Origin of the sequence: Shewanella sp. MM_2022_3 (assembly GCF_022557375.1) — a bacterium.
Lineage (GTDB): Bacteria > Pseudomonadota > Gammaproteobacteria > Enterobacterales > Shewanellaceae > Shewanella > Shewanella xiamenensis.
In genome coordinates this window covers 36,015-53,604 of sequence record NZ_JAKZGV010000018.1, presented here as the reverse complement: position 1 = coordinate 53,604, position 17,590 = coordinate 36,015, and the positions used below count along the sequence as shown (strand labels likewise).

Annotated in this window: 13 protein-coding genes; 7 read left to right on the top strand and 6 right to left on the bottom strand. The window is 46.3% G+C overall.

Annotated elements, in window-relative coordinates:
• Window positions 1-87: 87 nt before the first annotated feature.
• Window positions 88-969, bottom strand: a complete 882-nt coding sequence (locus MMG82_RS11540; RefSeq protein WP_169546754.1) for a LysR family transcriptional regulator — start codon at window positions 967-969, stop codon at window positions 88-90.
• 181 nt (window positions 970-1,150) lie between these two features.
• Between MMG82_RS11540 and MMG82_RS11535 the strand changes: the two genes are divergently transcribed.
• Both MMG82_RS11535 and MMG82_RS11530 read left to right on the top strand, forming a co-directional pair.
• Window positions 1,151-2,401 carry an MFS transporter gene (locus MMG82_RS11535; RefSeq protein ID WP_144346034.1) on the top strand — a complete coding sequence of 417 codons (1,251 nt, stop codon included), beginning with the start codon at window positions 1,151-1,153 and terminating at the stop codon, window positions 2,399-2,401.
• A 105-nt stretch (window positions 2,402-2,506) separates the two neighbouring features.
• Entirely contained in the window at window positions 2,507-4,021 is a 1,515-nt protein-coding gene (locus MMG82_RS11530; RefSeq protein WP_241406871.1) for an MATE family efflux transporter, read from the top strand.
• Between the two features lie 108 nt (window positions 4,022-4,129).
• Here MMG82_RS11530 and MMG82_RS11525 read toward each other — a convergent pair whose 3' ends face one another.
• Entirely contained in the window at window positions 4,130-4,333 is a 204-nt protein-coding gene (locus tag MMG82_RS11525; protein WP_037417483.1) for a DUF2986 domain-containing protein, read from the bottom strand.
• 156 nt (window positions 4,334-4,489) lie between these two features.
• On the opposite strand from MMG82_RS11525, the gene yqfB reads away from it, so the two are divergent.
• Window positions 4,490-4,807, top strand: coding sequence for a N(4)-acetylcytidine aminohydrolase (yqfB, locus tag MMG82_RS11520; protein ID WP_069454765.1), 318 nt, complete (start codon window positions 4,490-4,492; stop codon window positions 4,805-4,807).
• A 53-nt stretch (window positions 4,808-4,860) separates the two neighbouring features.
• Here the strand turns inward: yqfB and MMG82_RS11515 are convergent, their stop codons facing one another.
• The 4 genes from MMG82_RS11515 to MMG82_RS11500 all read right to left on the bottom strand — a co-directional run bounded on the left by MMG82_RS11515 (window position 4,861) and on the right by MMG82_RS11500 (window position 13,855).
• Window positions 4,861-7,926, bottom strand: a complete 3,066-nt coding sequence (locus MMG82_RS11515; protein WP_241406870.1) for an efflux RND transporter permease subunit — start codon at window positions 7,924-7,926, stop codon at window positions 4,861-4,863.
• Window positions 7,923-11,186, bottom strand: a complete 3,264-nt coding sequence (locus MMG82_RS11510; protein WP_241406869.1) for an efflux RND transporter permease subunit — start codon at window positions 11,184-11,186, stop codon at window positions 7,923-7,925. Before MMG82_RS11510 ends, MMG82_RS11515 begins: the two co-directional genes overlap by 4 nt.
• Window positions 11,187-11,198: 12 nt before the next feature.
• The gene (locus MMG82_RS11505; RefSeq protein WP_241406868.1) at window positions 11,199-12,263 is read right to left on the bottom strand and encodes an efflux RND transporter periplasmic adaptor subunit; all 1,065 of its coding nucleotides are present in this window, start codon (window positions 12,261-12,263) and stop codon (window positions 11,199-11,201) included.
• A gap of 305 nt (window positions 12,264-12,568) precedes the next feature.
• Window positions 12,569-13,855 carry a citrate synthase gene (locus tag MMG82_RS11500; RefSeq protein ID WP_037425617.1) on the bottom strand — a complete coding sequence of 429 codons (1,287 nt, stop codon included), beginning with the start codon at window positions 13,853-13,855 and terminating at the stop codon, window positions 12,569-12,571.
• A gap of 416 nt (window positions 13,856-14,271) precedes the next feature.
• Between MMG82_RS11500 and sdhC the strand changes: the two genes are divergently transcribed.
• From sdhC to MMG82_RS11480, 4 genes are read left to right on the top strand one after another with little or no spacing between them, the layout of a single operon-like run.
• Window positions 14,272-14,667 (top strand): succinate dehydrogenase, cytochrome b556 subunit, encoded by a 396-nt coding sequence (gene sdhC / locus MMG82_RS11495; RefSeq protein WP_037417467.1) that lies wholly within the window; start codon window positions 14,272-14,274, stop codon window positions 14,665-14,667.
• Window positions 14,661-15,008: a succinate dehydrogenase, hydrophobic membrane anchor protein gene (gene sdhD, locus MMG82_RS11490; protein ID WP_011622411.1), complete on the top strand. Its 348-nt coding sequence runs from the start codon at window positions 14,661-14,663 to the stop codon at window positions 15,006-15,008. Before sdhC ends, sdhD begins: the two co-directional genes overlap by 7 nt.
• Window positions 15,009-16,775 carry a succinate dehydrogenase flavoprotein subunit gene (gene sdhA / locus MMG82_RS11485; RefSeq protein ID WP_047536607.1) on the top strand — a complete coding sequence of 589 codons (1,767 nt, stop codon included), beginning with the start codon at window positions 15,009-15,011 and terminating at the stop codon, window positions 16,773-16,775.
• A gap of 14 nt (window positions 16,776-16,789) precedes the next feature.
• The gene (locus tag MMG82_RS11480) at window positions 16,790-17,497 is read left to right on the top strand and encodes a succinate dehydrogenase iron-sulfur subunit (protein ID WP_037417461.1); all 708 of its coding nucleotides are present in this window, start codon (window positions 16,790-16,792) and stop codon (window positions 17,495-17,497) included.
• The last annotated feature ends 93 nt before the right edge of the window (window positions 17,498-17,590 follow it).

Below are 17,590 nucleotides of genomic sequence, written 5' to 3'. Positions count from 1 at the left end.
TCGAGCTGAAACCGGTTAACCTTAGCATGTTTAAGGGTTAACCTTGATGAGGGCCGAGATTATCGGCCCTTTTTTATTGCCCGTTTATTATCGATTTTTCATTAAAAATTCCACAAAGGCGCGGTCGGCTTGGCTGACGGGGCGCTGTTTTTTCCACGCAATATGCAGATTTAAAAACACTGGCGGATCAAAGGGTTTGGCGAGAATATCGTCTTTTGGACTGATGGCCATTTCGAGCACGCTGGTGATACCAAATCCCTGCGACACAATCTGTTTGATTAAGTTAATCAGATTGGTCTCAAAGGCAATATTGGGCTTTTTACCCAAGTCTTTTGCCTGAGAGAGGATCCACTCGCGGTGAAAATAGCCGGTTTTGAACATCACCAGTTCATGGTCAAAGAAGTCGTTTAAGCTCACGGCAGAATGCTCGGCAAGTGGATGCTCGGCGCCCATGGCGATCACCATCTGCTCACGGATCAGTAATTGGCTATCAAAATCACTCTGCAGATCTTGGGCAGTAATGATAGCAATATCCACTTCTTCCTGTTGTAACATCCGCAGCGCGTCACGGGTACCGCCTTCGAATAGTGACAGCTTTAACTCGGGATATTGATGGCGAAACGCCATAAGGCGTGAGGGCAGATAGAAGGAGCCCAACATACCCGGCACCGCAATCCGCACTTCCCCTGAGGTCAAATTCGCCATGGCGCGGATTTGCGCTTCGGCCTGCTTGATTTGTTTTAGGATTAACGTGGCATGTTGGTGCAGTACTAAGCCTTCGGCGGTGAGTGCGAGGTGCTTGTCATTCTTATTACTGGTGCGATTAATCAGTGTCACTCCAAGTGACTGCTCAAGCCGTTTAATACTTTGGCTTAGGGCAGGCTGCGCCATATTGAGCTTCTTGGCCGCGGCGGTAAAACTGCCGGTATTAGCAAGTGCATCTAAGTGTTTAAGTTGGCGTATATCCATGGTGTGAGCCTTTTGCTTGTGATGCACGCTTACGCGCGACAATTTGCGATAACCATGTCAGTTATCAAAGATTTGCCATAACAAAAATCAATAATGTCGATATAAATTATCTATTATTGTTATGTTATGCCCAGTGCTAACCTTTGTCTATTCTTAGAGTGAGGCGTTATCGAGGCTAAAAGTGCAAGCCGTGTTAGACACTATTATCGACAATAAACAACGTGATACCCGACTGATGTGGGCCCTGTGTGTGGCTTCCGTGGTGGTATATATCAATCTGTATTTGATGCAGGGCATGTTACCGCTGATCGCCGAGCATTTTTCTGTGCCAGGCTCGCAGGCTACGCTCATTCTCTCTGTGACCAGTTTTTCATTGGCGTTTTCGCTGTTAATTTATGCGGTTGTGTCCGACAGAATTGGCCGGCATACGCCGATTGTGGTGAGTCTTTGGTTATTGGCATTGTCGAACCTGCTGCTGATTTGGGCTGGGGACTTTAATGCGCTTGTGTATGTGCGTTTTTTACAAGGCGTATTGCTCGCTGCGGTGCCTGCCATTGCCATGGCTTATTTTAAGGAACAACTCTCGCCAAGCACTATGCTCAAAGCAGCGGGCATTTACATTATGGCCAATAGTATTGGCGGGATTGTTGGGCGTCTGCTGGGCGGGTTGATGTCGCAGTTTTTATCTTGGCAGGAGTCCATGTGGCTACTGTTTTTAGTGACCCTCGCAGGTGTTGCCTTGACCAGTTTTTTATTACCTTCTGGCGCAGATGCTAAGGCGATATCTGGCGGGCAAACCTCGGCGCCTTCAGTCTCAAAACGGGCTCGGTTACTTCAGGATTTTTACGGCTTTAGTCACCATCTAACCGATCCACAAATGCGGTTAGCCTATGCCATCGGTGGGATCACTTTTATGATGATGGTGAATCAATTTAGCTTTATTCAACTGCATTTGATGGCGGCGCCCTACGAGTGGAGCCGCTTTCAAGCGACCTTGATTTTTTTGTGTTACTCCAGTGGTACTGTGGCCTCCTATTTTACTGCTAAGTGGCTGGCAAAATTTGGTCAGCACAAGTTATATCAATGGTCTTGGTGTTTGATGCTGTTGGGCAGTTTATTGACCCTGTTTGATACCACAGCCACCATTTGCATGGGCTTTTTGATGACGGCATGTGGATTCTTCTTAACCCACAGTTGTTGCAACTCTTTTGTGGCGATGCGCGCAAGCCGCGATCGCGCCAAGGCCACCTCGCTGTATCTGTGTTGCTATTACTTAGGCGCCGCTTTGGGTGGACCTTACTTGATGCTATTTTGGCATAAAGCCGAATGGCAAGGGGTGGTGATGGGGTCGTTAACGCTGCTTGCGTTAATTGCATTGTCAATCAGTCGTCTGCGTTACCACCAAACGAAGATGAGCCCAATTGCGGCATAAGCTGCTTTAGTGCTTGACCTAAATACCCATAGATGACTATAAAAGCAAAGGCCAACAATTCAGTGTTGGCCTTTGCTTTTGCAATTAATAAGGTAAAACAACCCCATGACCCAAGCTAAGTTTGTTGAAGGTTCAATTCTTCGCCATATTCTCGTGATGAGTTCAACCGCTGCGGTGGGGATTTCTGCGTTATTTGTAGTCGATTTACTGGATATATTTTTCTTAAGCTTATTGGGCGAACATGAATTAGCTGCGGCTGTAGGTTATGCGGGCAGTATTTCATTTTTTACCACATCAATTGGCATAGGTCTCTCCATTGCGCTCGGGGCCTTGGTGTCTCGCTCTATTGGCGCTAAGGATATCGAATTAGCGAAACGCCTATTACTTAACAGTGCGGTGGTGACCACGATCATTAGTGTGTTGGTCAGCATTGTGGTCACGACTTTTATTCCTGAGTTAGTCACGCTTGTGGGGGCCAGCGGTCATACTGCCGAGCTTGCAGAGAGTTATCTGTATATTTTGGTACCTTCACTGCCTTTTATTTGCCTTGCGATGGCCCTTGGCGGTGCGCTGCGTGCCGTGGGAGATGCAAAACTTTCGATGATGTCGACCTTAGCGGGCGGTGGTGTGAATGCCGTGCTTGATCCGATTTTTATTTTCCTGTTTGCGATGGGGATTGAAGGGGCTGCACTGGCATCAGTATTGGCTCGTATTGCGGTATTTATCATCGCGGGTCGGGGTGTTGTGGTCAAACATCAACTCCTTGGCAGGTTTAATCTTCGCTATTTTAAAGCCGATCTTAAACCGATTTTCGCGATTGCAGGACCAGCCATACTGACCAACATTGCCACACCAATTGGGAATGCGTTTGTGACCCGGGCAATTGCGGATTTTGGTGATGCTTATGTTGCGGGTTGGGCGGTACTCGGCAGGTTAGTGCCTGTCACTTTTGGGATGATTTTTGCCTTATCCGGCGCTATTGGGCCTATTGTTGGGCAAAACTTTGGAGCTGGACGATTCGACCGGGTGCGCGAAAGTTTAACGAAGGCGATTCAATTTTGTACCTTGTATGTGGTGGTGATGTCGTTACTTTTGTTTTTACTTAAAGCGCAGATCGTCAGTTTGTTTGATATGAAGGGCGATAGTGCGGCACTTATTGAATTTTTCTGCAGCTATATTGCGGTGTTTTTTATCTTCTCTGGGATTTTATTTGTCGCAAACGCCTCCTTTAATAATTTGGGTAAGGCCAAATATTCCACCTTATTTAATGTGGGCAAGGCGACTTTAGGTACCGTTCCCTTTGTGTATATGGGCGCGCAGTGGGGCGGGGTTTATGGGGTACTTATTGGCCAAGTCATAGGCTCAATTCTTTTTGGTATTTTAGGGGTTTGGGTTGCCTATCGTTTAGTTGATAAGGTCGCGTTGACATCGACCGGACATGGTGTTGCTGGCTTAGCAGCCGATGTGGACGAATTGATGACGAATGAGGTGGCACAGAATCTACCGAGTGCAACTAGCCCTCTTTCATCCTCCTGCGCGCAGATGGCACAATTGACGGAAGAGCAAGAAATGGAGCCTGTTATACCCTTTATAGAGCAACAGGATAATGCTAAGCGTTAATGTATTTAGTGACTAACAACTGACTATTTAAAAGAAAAATGCCACAGTTTGGCTGTGGCATTACTTATTGGTCTTATTAGCGCATAAGTTTGTTTTCATTAAACAATATTATTGCTCAGTTGTTGCCTCTTGTGGCTCACTTGCTGCTGATTCTATTTCTGCAGCCGCAGCAACTGCTGCGATCTTGGCGCGTTCAGCCTTAGAGATATAGCCTGATTTTGCGGGTGCGCCAATGGTGGCAGGATCGACTTTATTCAGTCTGGCTTTAGCACGTTTCGCAATTTTTTTGATGATCTTTTGTTTCTTGTTCATAAAGTCTCTAATGTCGTTCGCACCCGCTAAGCGCAGGAATATGAGGCCAATGGCTCAATTGAGGTCGAATTCTAACTTAAATCGCGCAAACTGACCATGTTTTGCTGTATTTTGTGCCGTACTATCGGCATTTTGACTGGATAAATAGAGGGATTAATCTTGTTAACTGACATCACTTTTTTTGAACGCTTTGAACACGATATTTTGATGGGCAAGAAAACGATTACGTTACGTAATGAAGCTGAATCCCATGTGATACCAGGGCAAATCCTCCCCGTATCGACCTTTGAAACTCATCGTTGGTTTTGTGACATCCAAGTGTTGGAGGTAATGCCAATAACATTGTCTGGACTCACAACATTGCACGCCCAACAAGAAAATATGACCTTACCCGAACTGCACCAGGTGATTGCCGAGATTTACCCAGGTCTTGAACAGTTATATATGCTCCGTTTTAAGGTGCTAACAAAATAATAAAGGCTGCGATGCAGCCTTTTTAATGAGCGATGTCATGCTATCCCGTCATATCATGCTTTGGCTGTCCACGGTAAGAGTTTTTGGGCGATACGATTCGATTCGCCAAGTCGGACTGCGGCGCGGTAACGCATTCTATAGAGGAGTTGATAACACAATGGCACCAAATATAGGCTAGTTACGGTTGAGAAAGACAAGCCGCCAATAATGGCAATTGCCATCGGATAATATGGCGGGCCGCCGCCACCAATTTGGGTATCGCCCATCGCCAATGGAACAAGGCCCAGTACTGTGGTTCCAACCGTCATTAACACCGGGCGCAAACGGGTAATACACACTTCGCGAATGGTGTCCGACAGCTTATCGAGATCGGGTGTCATTTGGTTGATTTGATCGACCAAGACGATACCGTTATTTACCACGATGCCCATTAAAATCAGGATACCGATCATCGCCATGACCGACATAGGCGTGCCTGTGAGCAGCAACGCCCAAAACACCCCGGTTATCGAGAAGAGGATTGAGGTAATAATGGCCGTCGGTAATAACAAGGACTCAAATAGTGCCGCCATCACGATGTAAATCATGGCGATAGCAAGTAACATATTGATTGCCATGATACTTTGGTCTTCATCTTGGCGTTCAAAACCGCCCCGTAGCGAATAGTTATAGCCATCAGGAAAACGCACATTCTCCATCACTTGTTTGATCTTAGTTTGGGCTTCCTCTGTGGTGAGATTATCCAAGTTCGCTCCGATAGACAGCGAAGTTTGGCGATTATAGTGCTTGATGGTATCGAATCTAGGTTGGATTTCGATACTGGCAAGGTTATCAAGTGTGTAAAGGCGTTGATCAATTCGCACTACCGGCAATTGCTTAAGCTTATCGAGGGATTTTTGCCATTCCTTCTCATAGGCCATTTCGATACGCAGTTCCCCGTTTGGATCGTGCCTAAATGAGCGCAGTGGTGTCCCTCTTAGTGCCATTGAAATGCTGGAAGCTACTTCGTTCAGTTTTAAATCCAGTCTTGCCGCCATTTGCCGATTAATTCGGATAACCACTTCCTGCTGAGCACCGTTGACTTCAGAACGTACATCCACTAAGCCTTTGATCGTCGAGAGTAATGGCAACACTTGTTCACTCAAATAGATAAGCTCTGAGGTGGAGCGTCCAGTGAGGGTGACGCGTACACCCGAGTTATCGTCACCCCAGCCAAACTGAGGTTTAGCGATGGAGTACTTAGGAAAGCCACTGCGAATATTCTTCTTCAGTTCATCAAGGGACATGGGCAGATCTTTTTTCAATAAGATGACCGATGAGGCTTCGTCGGGAGCATAGTAGCTATACACAGAGTCAATATGGAATTTTTCTTTATTTTTATAAAGATACTCCTCCATTTGACCCACCATCGCTTCGGTCACGTTGAGATTATGGCGCCCTTCAACTTGGTAGTTAATGTAAATTCGCTCTTTACTTTGACTGTCCTCTTGATCCTGCTTGACCATTGACAAGGGCAGGGCGGTAGATGCGAGAATCGCGATGGCGATCAGCCCTGAACGCCAAGGTCTGAGAAGCACCCAATTAAGACTGCGATTGTAGAAACTTTGCAATTTACCCGCAGATTTCTCTGGTGCAATCTCAAAGTGGAACTTAGTCAACATCAATGGAATTAATGTTTTAGCCACCAAAAGTGATGCTGCCAGCGAAATACAAATCGCAATTGCTACATGCTCAAGGAAAATAGTCAGCTGAACTTTTACCCCAAAAATATTGGGTAAAAACACAATCGCTGTAGTCATAGTACCCGCCAGTACCGCAAGACTCACCTTATCGACCCCCGTCATAACGGCGTTTTCATTATCTTGGGCGCTGGTTTTGAGTGAGTTACCTTGTTTTTCTTGCAGTACACTTTCGGTGACCACAACGGCGTTATCGATAAGCATACCTACAGCCAATAACAAGCCCATCATCGATAGAATATTCAAGCTGTAACCGAGCAGATACATGGCGGCTAACGTCATACCGATAGAAATTGGTACTGATGACACCACAATTAGGGTCATCTTGAGGTTTCTTAGGAACAGATAAAGCACGACAAATGATAACAACGCACCGATCAATCCCGACAGCAGTAGATCTGATAAAGAGGATTTCACGCCTGAGGCTTGATCTTCCATAATAAACAAGCGAATACCTTGAAATTGTTGGTCTTGTTTGGCCTGTTCAATCACCTTAAGCACGCGATCAGACACGTCCACCAAGTTTGCACCAGACTCCTTAAACACATCCAGACCCACAGCATAGTGTTGATCTAGATGACGTCCTTCACTGCGCTCAGGTAGAGAAAACTGCACATCGGCCACATCACCTAAGGTTAAGCCTGGAACTAATACTAACGCCTTAATATCCTCAAGGTTTCTAAATTCCCCCTTAGGGGAGACTTGATAAACGAGGTTACTTTCTCTCAAGGTGCCAGCACTTAACACGAAGTTTTCGCGCCCGAGACGAGCTTGTAATTCAGTCGCTGAAAAACCGCTTGCGGCGAGTCTATTTGCATTGATCCGCACTTCAATCTGCTTTTGTTCAACCCCATAGAGACTCACCTTAGAGACGCCCTCTACCCGCTCTAATGGTCGTTTTAGCTGCTTATCGAGTAAATCGAATGCACCAGAGAGCTCGCGGTCGCTCGAAATGCGTATGGTCAAAACGGGCATATCGGCCGTAGAAAATTGGCGGATAAATACCCGCTCAACATCCTTGGGCAATAAATGCCGCACGGCATCGATTTTTTCGCGTGCTTCTAAGCTTTTTGTGGCAACGTTTTCGCCCCATTTCATATTGATTTCAATTTCAGCGCCCTCTTGGGAGGACTCTGATTCAAGTTCATCGATACCGCCCATGGTGGCGAGCGACTCTTCGAGCACCTTAGTGATATCGCGTTCCACTTCTGCAGGAGTCGAGCCTTTGTAAGGCACTTGCACCACAATCTGCGGAATATCGATACCAGGGAACATTTCGAGCGGTAACAGGCGGCTAGAAGCCAGACCAAACAGCAAGATTGCAAAGAAAAACATGCTGGTGGTGACAGGGCGCTTTATCGCTAGATGGGTGAGGTTCATAGGCGAGCCTCCGCAGTTTCTGCCGTGTTGTCTTGCTCAGTGGCAGTATGCGTAAACTCTTTACGGTCAAACAGGGCATAGAGCACTGGGATCACAATCAAGGTTAATAACGTCGATAAGCTCAAGCCAAATATCACGGTAATCGCCATTGGTGCGCGAACTTCTGAGCCATCGCCTAGCCCTAATGCCATAGGGAGCAGACCTAGTACAGTGGTGAGCGTTGTCATCATAATCGGGCGAAGACGGGATTTAGCTGCGACTTTAATGGCTTCAAGCTTCTGCACGCCCTCAGCACGTAGTTGATTTATTCTATCCACTAATACAATGGCATTATTGACGACGATCCCCGCCAGCATGATAAGGCCAATAAAGACCACCACGCTTAGATGGGTTTGGGTGATATAAAGACCAAGCACACTTCCAGCCAGTGCCATTGGTACAGCGAATAAAATGAGCAATGGATGCAGCAGTGACTCAAATTGGCTTGCCATCACGAGGTATACCAAGAACACCGCTAGGATCAATGCAATTTTTAGTGATTGGAATGAATGCTCCATTTCCTCATTCTGGCCACCGAAACGGGCTTGCACCGATGCCGGCAATACCTGCGTAGACAGGATTTGCTGCGCCTGGGCTACGGCATCACTTAAGTCGCCGTAGGCAAGGTTTGCCGATACCAAGGCCACCCTTTGTTGACTGATACGGTTAATCGCCGATGGGCCTAATTGCAGTGATACTTCTGCTACTGCGCTAAGGGCTATGGGTTGGGAGCTGTCTGGGTTGATAATTAAGGTATCGATGTCGCTAATTTGATCCCGCTCATCCAGTTGACTCCGAACGAGAATATCAATCTTGCGGTCACGAACCGTATATTGACTGGCGACAGTGCCACCAACACGTTGGGCAATGCGATTAGCAACCGTAGGGGCATCCATTCCTAATGCGGCTAAACGAGCATGATCGAAACGGATGCTCAATTCTGGCTGACCATCACGCAGGCTAGTATTTACATCGGCAAAGCGATCAGATGCTGACAACGCCTTAACAAGGTTATCGGCACTGCGTTTTAGTAAGGTTAAATCGTAGCCTGTTAGCTCAATCTCCAATGGCGTCTTAAAGCTAAAGAGTTCAGGTTGCTCGATTTTTGCCTCAAGCTCGGGGATGCGGCGCGCCGTGTCTCGTAGCACTTGCGTCACCTGATGATAGGCGTTGTGATCTCCAAGTACGACCTGTAATCTGCCCCAGTTTTCGCCGCCACGAGCGGTATCTGAGGTCATTAACCCTCCGCTACCCGCTTGGCTGTAGGCATGTTTCACTTCTGGTCTGTCTTTAATCGACATCGCCAGTTGTTGCAAGACCCTATCGGTTTCACCCACAGCAGTGCCGGGTGGTAGCAGTATTTCAACATAGAATTCCCCTTGGTTCATCGGTGGAATTAATTCCATTCCTAAACGGGGAAGCAAGCTAATACAGGCACCAGTGATCCCAATCGTCAGTAGTAACGTCATGATTTGCTTACGCAGCGCCAAAGCCAGTAGCTTATGGTAAATAGACTCTATACTGTGGTACACAACATTAAAGCCATTGCTCAGCGGGCGCATCACTAAGCCAAACAACCAAGAAAAGAAGCGGCCAATAATCAACACTAAGGTGAGTAAGGCACTCGGCAAGTAACTAAATAGCAACACAATCGGGAAGGAGAACACCGTCGCACTATAGTGTTTTAATTTGCCAAGTTTAGTGGTCGGTTTTTCCTTCGGCGTTTTATTCATGAGCTCCGGCAAAGCTTTAAATCCTTCCCGTGAGGCCAGCATAGGAATCGAGGTTAAGGCAACCAGCAAGGAGGCCAAGAGCGCAAAGGTTACCGTTAAGGCTTGATCTGAAAAGAGGGCGCCAGCAATACCGTCGACAAAAACTAAGGGAACAAACACCGCGAGCGTCGTCATTGTCGAGGCGAAAATCGCGCCAGCAACCTCCTTTGTGCCCGTTACCGCAGCATCCAATTTACTCATGCCTTCACTGCGACAGCGGTCGATGTTTTCGAGTACCACAATCGCGTTGTCAACCAACAGACCAATCGCCAGCGCAATACCACCTAATGACATGATGTTTAAGCTGATATCGGCAAAGTACATCATGTTAAAGGTAGCGATCACCGAGAAGGGGATTGAGATAGAGATAATCAGCGTCGGGATAATATTTCGCAGGAACAGATAAATCACCAGCATGGACAAAATACTGCCTATTAACGCTGAAGAGGTCACTTCACTGACGGCACTTTCGATAAATTCTGATTGATCGTAAATCACTTCCAGTTTGTTCTGCTGAGGATCTTTGTTGATCTTCAATAGTTCATCGCGCAATTTTTTGGCAACGGCGACCGTGTTGGCATCACCTTCCTTATAAATAGCCAGTTCTATCGATTCTTGGCTACCGATACGGGTGATATCGCTGCGCTCTTTAAAGGCATCGGTAATCGTAGCGACTTCAAATAGACGTACTAAGGTTTGTGCGTCGCGATAGACGATCACTTGCCCTAGTTCTTCCAATGAATTGAATTGGTTAAGGGTTCGTACCAGATATTCGCGGTCGCCTTGGATCACTTTGCCCGCAGATAAGTTGATGTTTTCCTCGTTGATGCGACGCTTAATGTCATCGGCATTCAAATTGAGTTGGGATAATTTTTCCTGATTGAGCTGAATATGCACTTCCTGTTCTAAACCGCCGGATAAACGCACAGCGGCAACCCCAGAAAGAGCCTCTAGGCGGCGCTTAAGCTCTTCTTCTGCGTAGGTACGCATCTGTTTGAGCTCTGTCTCAGTGGCATTTGGTACAGACAGCGCTAGGCGCATGATAGGATCAAGGTTGGGGTTAAAGCGCAGTAGTAATGGCTTTTTAACATCGAGCGGCAGAGCGATAGTGTCGAGTTTTTCACGCACATCGAGACTTGCCATATCCATAGTGGTGCCCCATTCAAACTCGAGTACCACATCGGACATGCCTGAGCGAGAAATCGAGCTGATTTTACGTAAGCCTTTAACCACGCCGACGGCTTCTTCAATCGGTTTAGAGACAAGTTGCTCAATTTCAACGGGGGCCGCGCCGTCGTACATGGTGCGGATCGTCAGGGTAGGATAGCTTAAATCGGGCAGGAGTTTTACCGCTAAGCGCGAAAACCCGACCATACCGAATAACATAATGGCCAGCATGAACATCCATACCGTGACTGGCCGTTTAACTGAGGTGCTAATGATTGACATGAAAGACTCCTATCAGTTCTTCGCTGAGGCCAAATCGAGTGGGGTAATGACTTCAACTAAGGACTGGTCTTTCAAATTTTGCTGACCACGGGTAACGACGAGTTCGCCAGGCTTGATACCAGAAACAATTTCAATTAAATCACCTTCGCGGTATCCGATTTGAACTTCGCGATGGTTAGCATTGGTGCCGTCAATGACGTACAAGGCTTGCTTATTATCTTGATTGATTAAGGCGCTGTAGGGCACGGTAATCACATTTTCATGGGTGTCATATTTTAATTCGACCCGAGTGAACATCCCCGCTTTTAGGCGGGCGTCTTGATTTGGTACGGCCAAGGTGACTTTAAATGTGCCGCTTTGTGGATCCACCACAGGGCTGATACGTAGCACAGTTGCATGGATAGCATTTTTACTCTGTTGATTGCTAAATACTTGAGCCTCTTGGCCTAAGCGCAAACTGGTTAATTGCTGCTCTGGTAGATGCACAATGCCGTGCAATTCATCTTGGTTAACGATATAAAACAATTCGCCATACTCTTTAGCCATATTGCCCGCTTTTACATATCGCTTGGCAATAATGCCATCAATCGGCGAAACCACATGGCTTTCCTTCACTTGTAGTTCGGCAAGATCCCGTCTAGCAATAGCTGCTTGCAAGTTGTATTCAAGCTTGGCCATAGAGTCAGCGCTAACAAATTCTTTATTATTCATTTTCTTTAAGCGGTTTAACTCTTGCTCAATGATTTTAACTTCCGCTTCGGAACGATCTAAATCATATTGCTGACGTTTGGCATCAATAACCGCTAGTATTTGTCCTTTCTTAACGCGGTCGCCTTCTTCCACATTAATGGCTTCGATTAGGCCAGCGATTCGACTGACAACATTCGCCTCCTGTGGGGCTTCAAGGGTGGCCGTAGTACTGTAAAAAGAAGAGACATTACCCTGAATCACGGTCGTCGTTTCAACGGGAATAGCATATTTTTCTTCTTTTTTAGCTACTTCCTCTTCACCACAAGCCGCCAACATTGACACTAATAAAACGGGTAGGGCGAACTTAATCATTTTAGACTTTTCCATAAGAACTGTTACCTATTGTTTGAATATAATGATGCTAAACAGCATAAAACGTGCCACTTGTTAAGCTGCTGTTTTTACTTGTTAATTATTATTTTTGACGATTTTGCGCTAAGATGAATACGCCATATGTAGCTAAAAAGTTTAAAAAGTGATGAAAAATGCTAAATAAGTTTTCATCGTGGGGCAAGAAGCATGTCATCGGGTGAGGGGCTACTGTCTTAGTAGAACATGCTTAGAGTTAGAGTGAGATAAATGGCAATAAAAAAGCGCCCTTGAGGGCGCTTTGAATCAATAAACCGCAGTGCTTAGCGTTTATCTAGGTCGACGAAGTCACGCGCAGTCTCGCCAGTATAAAGCTGACGTGGACGGCTGATCTTGTGACCAGGTTGATCCAACATTTCTTTCCAGTGAGCAATCCAACCCACAGTACGCGCTAATGCGAACAGTACAGTGAACATGCTGGTAGGAATACCAATGGCTTTCATGATGATGCCTGAGTAGAAGTCGACGTTTGGATAGAGTTTCTTCGAAATGAAGTACTCATCTTCCAGCGCAATACGCTCAAGTTCCATGGCGACATCTAATAATGGATCTTGTACTTTTAGCTCTTTTAACACTTCGTGACAGGTTTCACGCATCACTTTGGCACGTGGGTCAAAGTTTTTGTAAACACGGTGACCAAAGCCCATCAGACGGAATGGGTCGTTCTTGTCTTTCGCACGGGCAATGAATTCAGGAATACGGTCTACTGAACCGATTTCCTCTAACATTTGTAGACAAGCTTCGTTCGCGCCGCCGTGTGCAGGGCCCCATAGAGAAGCAATACCCGCAGCGATACACGCGAATGGATTCGCGCCTGAAGAACCGGCTAAACGTACGGTTGACGTTGACGCGTTTTGTTCGTGATCCGCATGAAGAATGAAGATACGGTCCATAGCACGTTCAACAATTGGGTTTACCTTGTACTCTTCACAAGGAACGGCAAACATCATGCTTAAGAAGTTGCCTGCATAGCTTAAGTCATTACGTGGATAAACGAATGGCTGGCCTGAAGAGTACTTGTAGCACATAGCAGCAATCGTTGGCATTTTGGAGACTAGGCGATAAGCGGCGATTTCGCGGTGGCGAGGATCGTTGACATCGAGTGAGTCTTGATAAAATGCAGACAATGCACCAGTAACACCACACAACATCGCCATAGGATGAGCATCACGACGGAAGCCTCTAAAGAAGAAGGCGATTTGCTCATGCACCATAGTGTGGGTTTTGACTGTGTGTACAAATTCAGCATATTGCTCTTTTGTCGGCAGTTCACCGTAAAGCAGCAGATAACACAGGTCTAGGTAATCGGAGTCAACGGCAAGTTGCTCGATTGGATAGCCGCGGTGTAACAATATACCTTGATCACCATCAATATAGGTAATTGCAGATTCGCAGGAGGCTGTCGCAAGAAAACCCGGATCAAAGGTGAAGTAACCTTTGCTGCCAAGTTTACTGATGTCGATTACGTCAAAACCAGCGGATCCTTGCTTTACTGGCAACTCTATCGAGTCATTCCCTGGTAATTCTAATTTGGCTTTTAAATCAGCCATACCCCGTTCTCCTTACTTCGTTCTTATCTGTGAGTGCGGCATGTCAAACCGCCATTACTTTACAGCCATTGTAGATCACATTTCAATTTAAATAAGCGTTTAAATTTGTTAGACCATGGTATAAAACGCTTTACTTTCCTTGCTACAGCTGGCACTTACGCGAAAATTTTCCTAAAAAAACAAAATTTGCATTCTGTGATGTTTGTATTTGACATTTCCCGCGAGTATACTTGCCTCCGCCTAATAATGGCTGCAAACGATGATGTTAAAGCACCCTTTGTTTACATGTTAAATGAGTGAGTGTTCAAATAGTTATCTGTTTGTTTAAACTTTGCTTTTGTGTTTACTTTTGCTGTGATTAATCACTCAGTTTAAAGTTTGTACAAAAGCGGTTCACATAACAAAAAAAATGCTCAATGGAGCTGAGTGAGCAGAACGTGAAAAAGCAAAGACCTGTCCATTTAGATCTGCAGACCATTCGCTTTCCTGCAACAGCGATTGTGTCAATTCTTCACCGTGTATCCGGTGTCATCATGCTGTTCGCTGTTGGCATTCTTATTTGGTTGCTAAATTCATCTTTAGCCTCCGCTGAAAGTTTCGCAGGCGTTCAATCTCTGTTTGATAACTTTGTTGTGAAGTTCATCATTTGGGGCATTTTGACTGCTTTGACCTTCCATTTATTCGGTGGCCTGCGCCACTTAGTGATGGATACTGGTCGTTGGGAAGAGTTGGCTTCGGGCACCGCCTCAGCGAAAGCTGTATTTGTGTTAACGGTAGCCTTTTCAATTTTAGCGGGGTTATGGGTATGGTAACCAATGCAGCAAGTTTTGGACGCAGTGGTGTTCATGACTTTATTCTACTACGCGCTAGTGCAGTAATCCTCGCCTGTTACACCATTTTCATGGTTGGCTTTATTGCATGTAGTTCCCCTCTCACCTATGACGTGTGGCATGGCCTCTTCAGTGCTCTGCCAATGAAAGTGTTTACACTGCTCGCGTTAGTTGCATTGCTTGTTCACGCTTGGATTGGTGTATGGCAAGTATTGACGGATTACGTCAAGTGCACATCGTTACGCGGTGTTTTACAGTTCACCTTTGTCGTTACCGTTTTCTGCTATTTAGCGGCCGGCATTGTTATTGTGTGGGGTGTCTAAGTGAGTATTCCAGTACGCGAATTTGATGCTGTAGTGATCGGCGCCGGTGGTGCAGGTATGCGTGCAGCACTACAGATTTCTAAAGAAGGTAAGAGCTGTGCGCTTTTATCTAAAGTATTCCCAACCCGTTCTCATACTGTGTCTGCGCAGGGTGGTATCACCGTTGCGCTGGGTAACGCCCATGAAGACCATTGGGAACAACACATGTACGATACCGTAAAAGGTTCCGACTTTATCGGTGACCAAGACGCTATCGAATTTATGTGTCAAACCGGCCCAGAAGCCATTATTGAACTTGAGCACATGGGGTTACCATTCTCTCGTTTCGAAAATGGTAAGATTTACCAACGTCCTTTTGGTGGTCAATCTAAAAACTTCGGTGGTGAACAAGCGGCTCGTACCGCAGCAGCGGCAGACCGTACCGGTCACGCACTGCTTCACTGCTTATACCAGCAGAACGTAAAACACAAAACCCAAGTGTTCTCTGAATGGTATGCCCTCGATTTAGTGAAGAACCAAGACGGTGCCATCGTAGGTTGTACTGCGATTGAAATCGAAACCGGCGAAATCGTTTACTTCAAAGCCAAAGCCACTGTATTAGCTACAGGCGGTGCTGGTCGTATCTACGCTTCTACCACTAACGCTCACATTAACACTGGTGACGGTGTCGGTATGGCAATGCGTGCTGGCGTTCAGATGCAAGATATGGAAATGTGGCAATTCCACCCAACCGGTATCGCTGGTGCGGGTGTACTTGTGACAGAAGGTTGTCGTGGTGAAGGTGGTTACCTGCTAAACAAAGACGGTGAGCGTTTTATGGAGCGTTATGCACCAAACGCGAAGGATTTGGCATCTCGTGACGTAGTTGCACGTTCTATGATGACCGAAATCCGTGAAGGCCGTGGTTTAGATGGTCCATTAGGCCCACACTGCTTACTGAAACTCGATCACTTAGGTAAAGAGACTTTAGAAGCCCGTCTACCAGGCGTGTGTGAATTATCTCGTACCTTCGCTCATATCGATCCGGCTGATGGTCCGATCCCTGTTCTGCCAACTTGTCATTATATGATGGGTGGTCTGCCAACTAAGGTGAGCGGTCAGGTTATTCGTAAGAATGCTGACGGCACTGAGCAAGACGTAGTGGGTCTGTTTGCTGTGGGTGAGATTGCCTGTGTGTCTGTACATGGCGCGAACCGCTTAGGCGGTAACTCATTGCTAGATTTAGTGGTCTTTGGCCGTGCAGCTGGTCAACACTTAGGCAAAGCGCTCGATGAGACTGCCGATCCTAAGGATGCGACTGATGCTGATATTCAAGCTTCTCTGGCACGTTTACAACGCTGGGAAAACAATAAAGATGGCGAAGATCCTGTGCAAATCCGTAAGGATTTACAACTTTGCATGCAATTAAACTTCTCTGTATTCCGTCGTGGCGATGCCATGGCCGAAGGTTTAGAGCAGTTAAAAGCCATCCGTAAGCGTTTAGAAAATGCTAAATTGTCTGATAACTCTCGTGAGTTTAACACCCAACGTATCGAGTGTTTAGAATTAGACAACTTGATGGCGACGGCGATTGCTACTGCTTATGCTGCTAACTTCCGTACAGAGAGCCGTGGTGCTCACTCACGTGAAGACTATTTAGAGCGTGACGATGAAAACTGGCTATGCCACAGTTTGTTTGACCCTGTGACTGAAACCATGGACCGTCGTGCTGTGAATATGGCGCCTAAGTTGCGTGAAGCTTTCCCGCCGAAGAAACGTACCTACTAGTAGGAGTTGCAAAGATGAAATTGGAATTTGCAGTTTATCGCTACAATCCTGATGTAGATACAAAACCTTACATGCAGGATTACAGCCTTGAAGTGGCTGCTGGCACTGACATGATGGTGCTCGATGCACTGATCAAGTTAAAAGAACAAGACCCAACCTTAGTGTTCCGTCGCTCTTGCCGCGAAGGTGTTTGTGGCAGCGATGGCCTGAACATGAACGGTAAAAACGGTCTGGCTTGTATTACCCCAATCTCTACTTTTAAAGGTAAGAAGTTGGAAATCCGTCCACTGCCAGGTATGCCAGTTGTACGTGATTTAGTGGTTGATTTAACTCAGTTCTACAAGCAATACGAGAAGATTAAACCCTTCCTTATCAACGATGATAAGCAGCCTGCTCGTGAACATTTGCAGTCACCTGAACAACGTGCCCATTTAGATGGTCTTTATGAATGTATCATGTGTGCCTGTTGTTCAACGGCTTGTCCATCATTCTGGTGGAATCCTGATAAGTTTATCGGTCCTAGCGGTCTGCTGCATGCTTACCGTTTCTTGATCGACAGTCGCGATACAGCAACAGAAGAACGTCTTTCTGAGCTGGACGACGCCTACAGCGTATTCCGTTGCCACGGCATCATGAACTGCGTTGACGTTTGTCCAAAAGGACTTAATCCGACCAAAGCAATCGGTCATATTAAGTCAATGCTGCTTAAGCGAGCGGTGTAATGCGAGAACCTGAGCTGAAATCAATAATAATATAGCTCTCAAAGAGTCACTTTCTGGGCATAGAAGGTGGCTCTTTTGTGTATGTAATGGAAG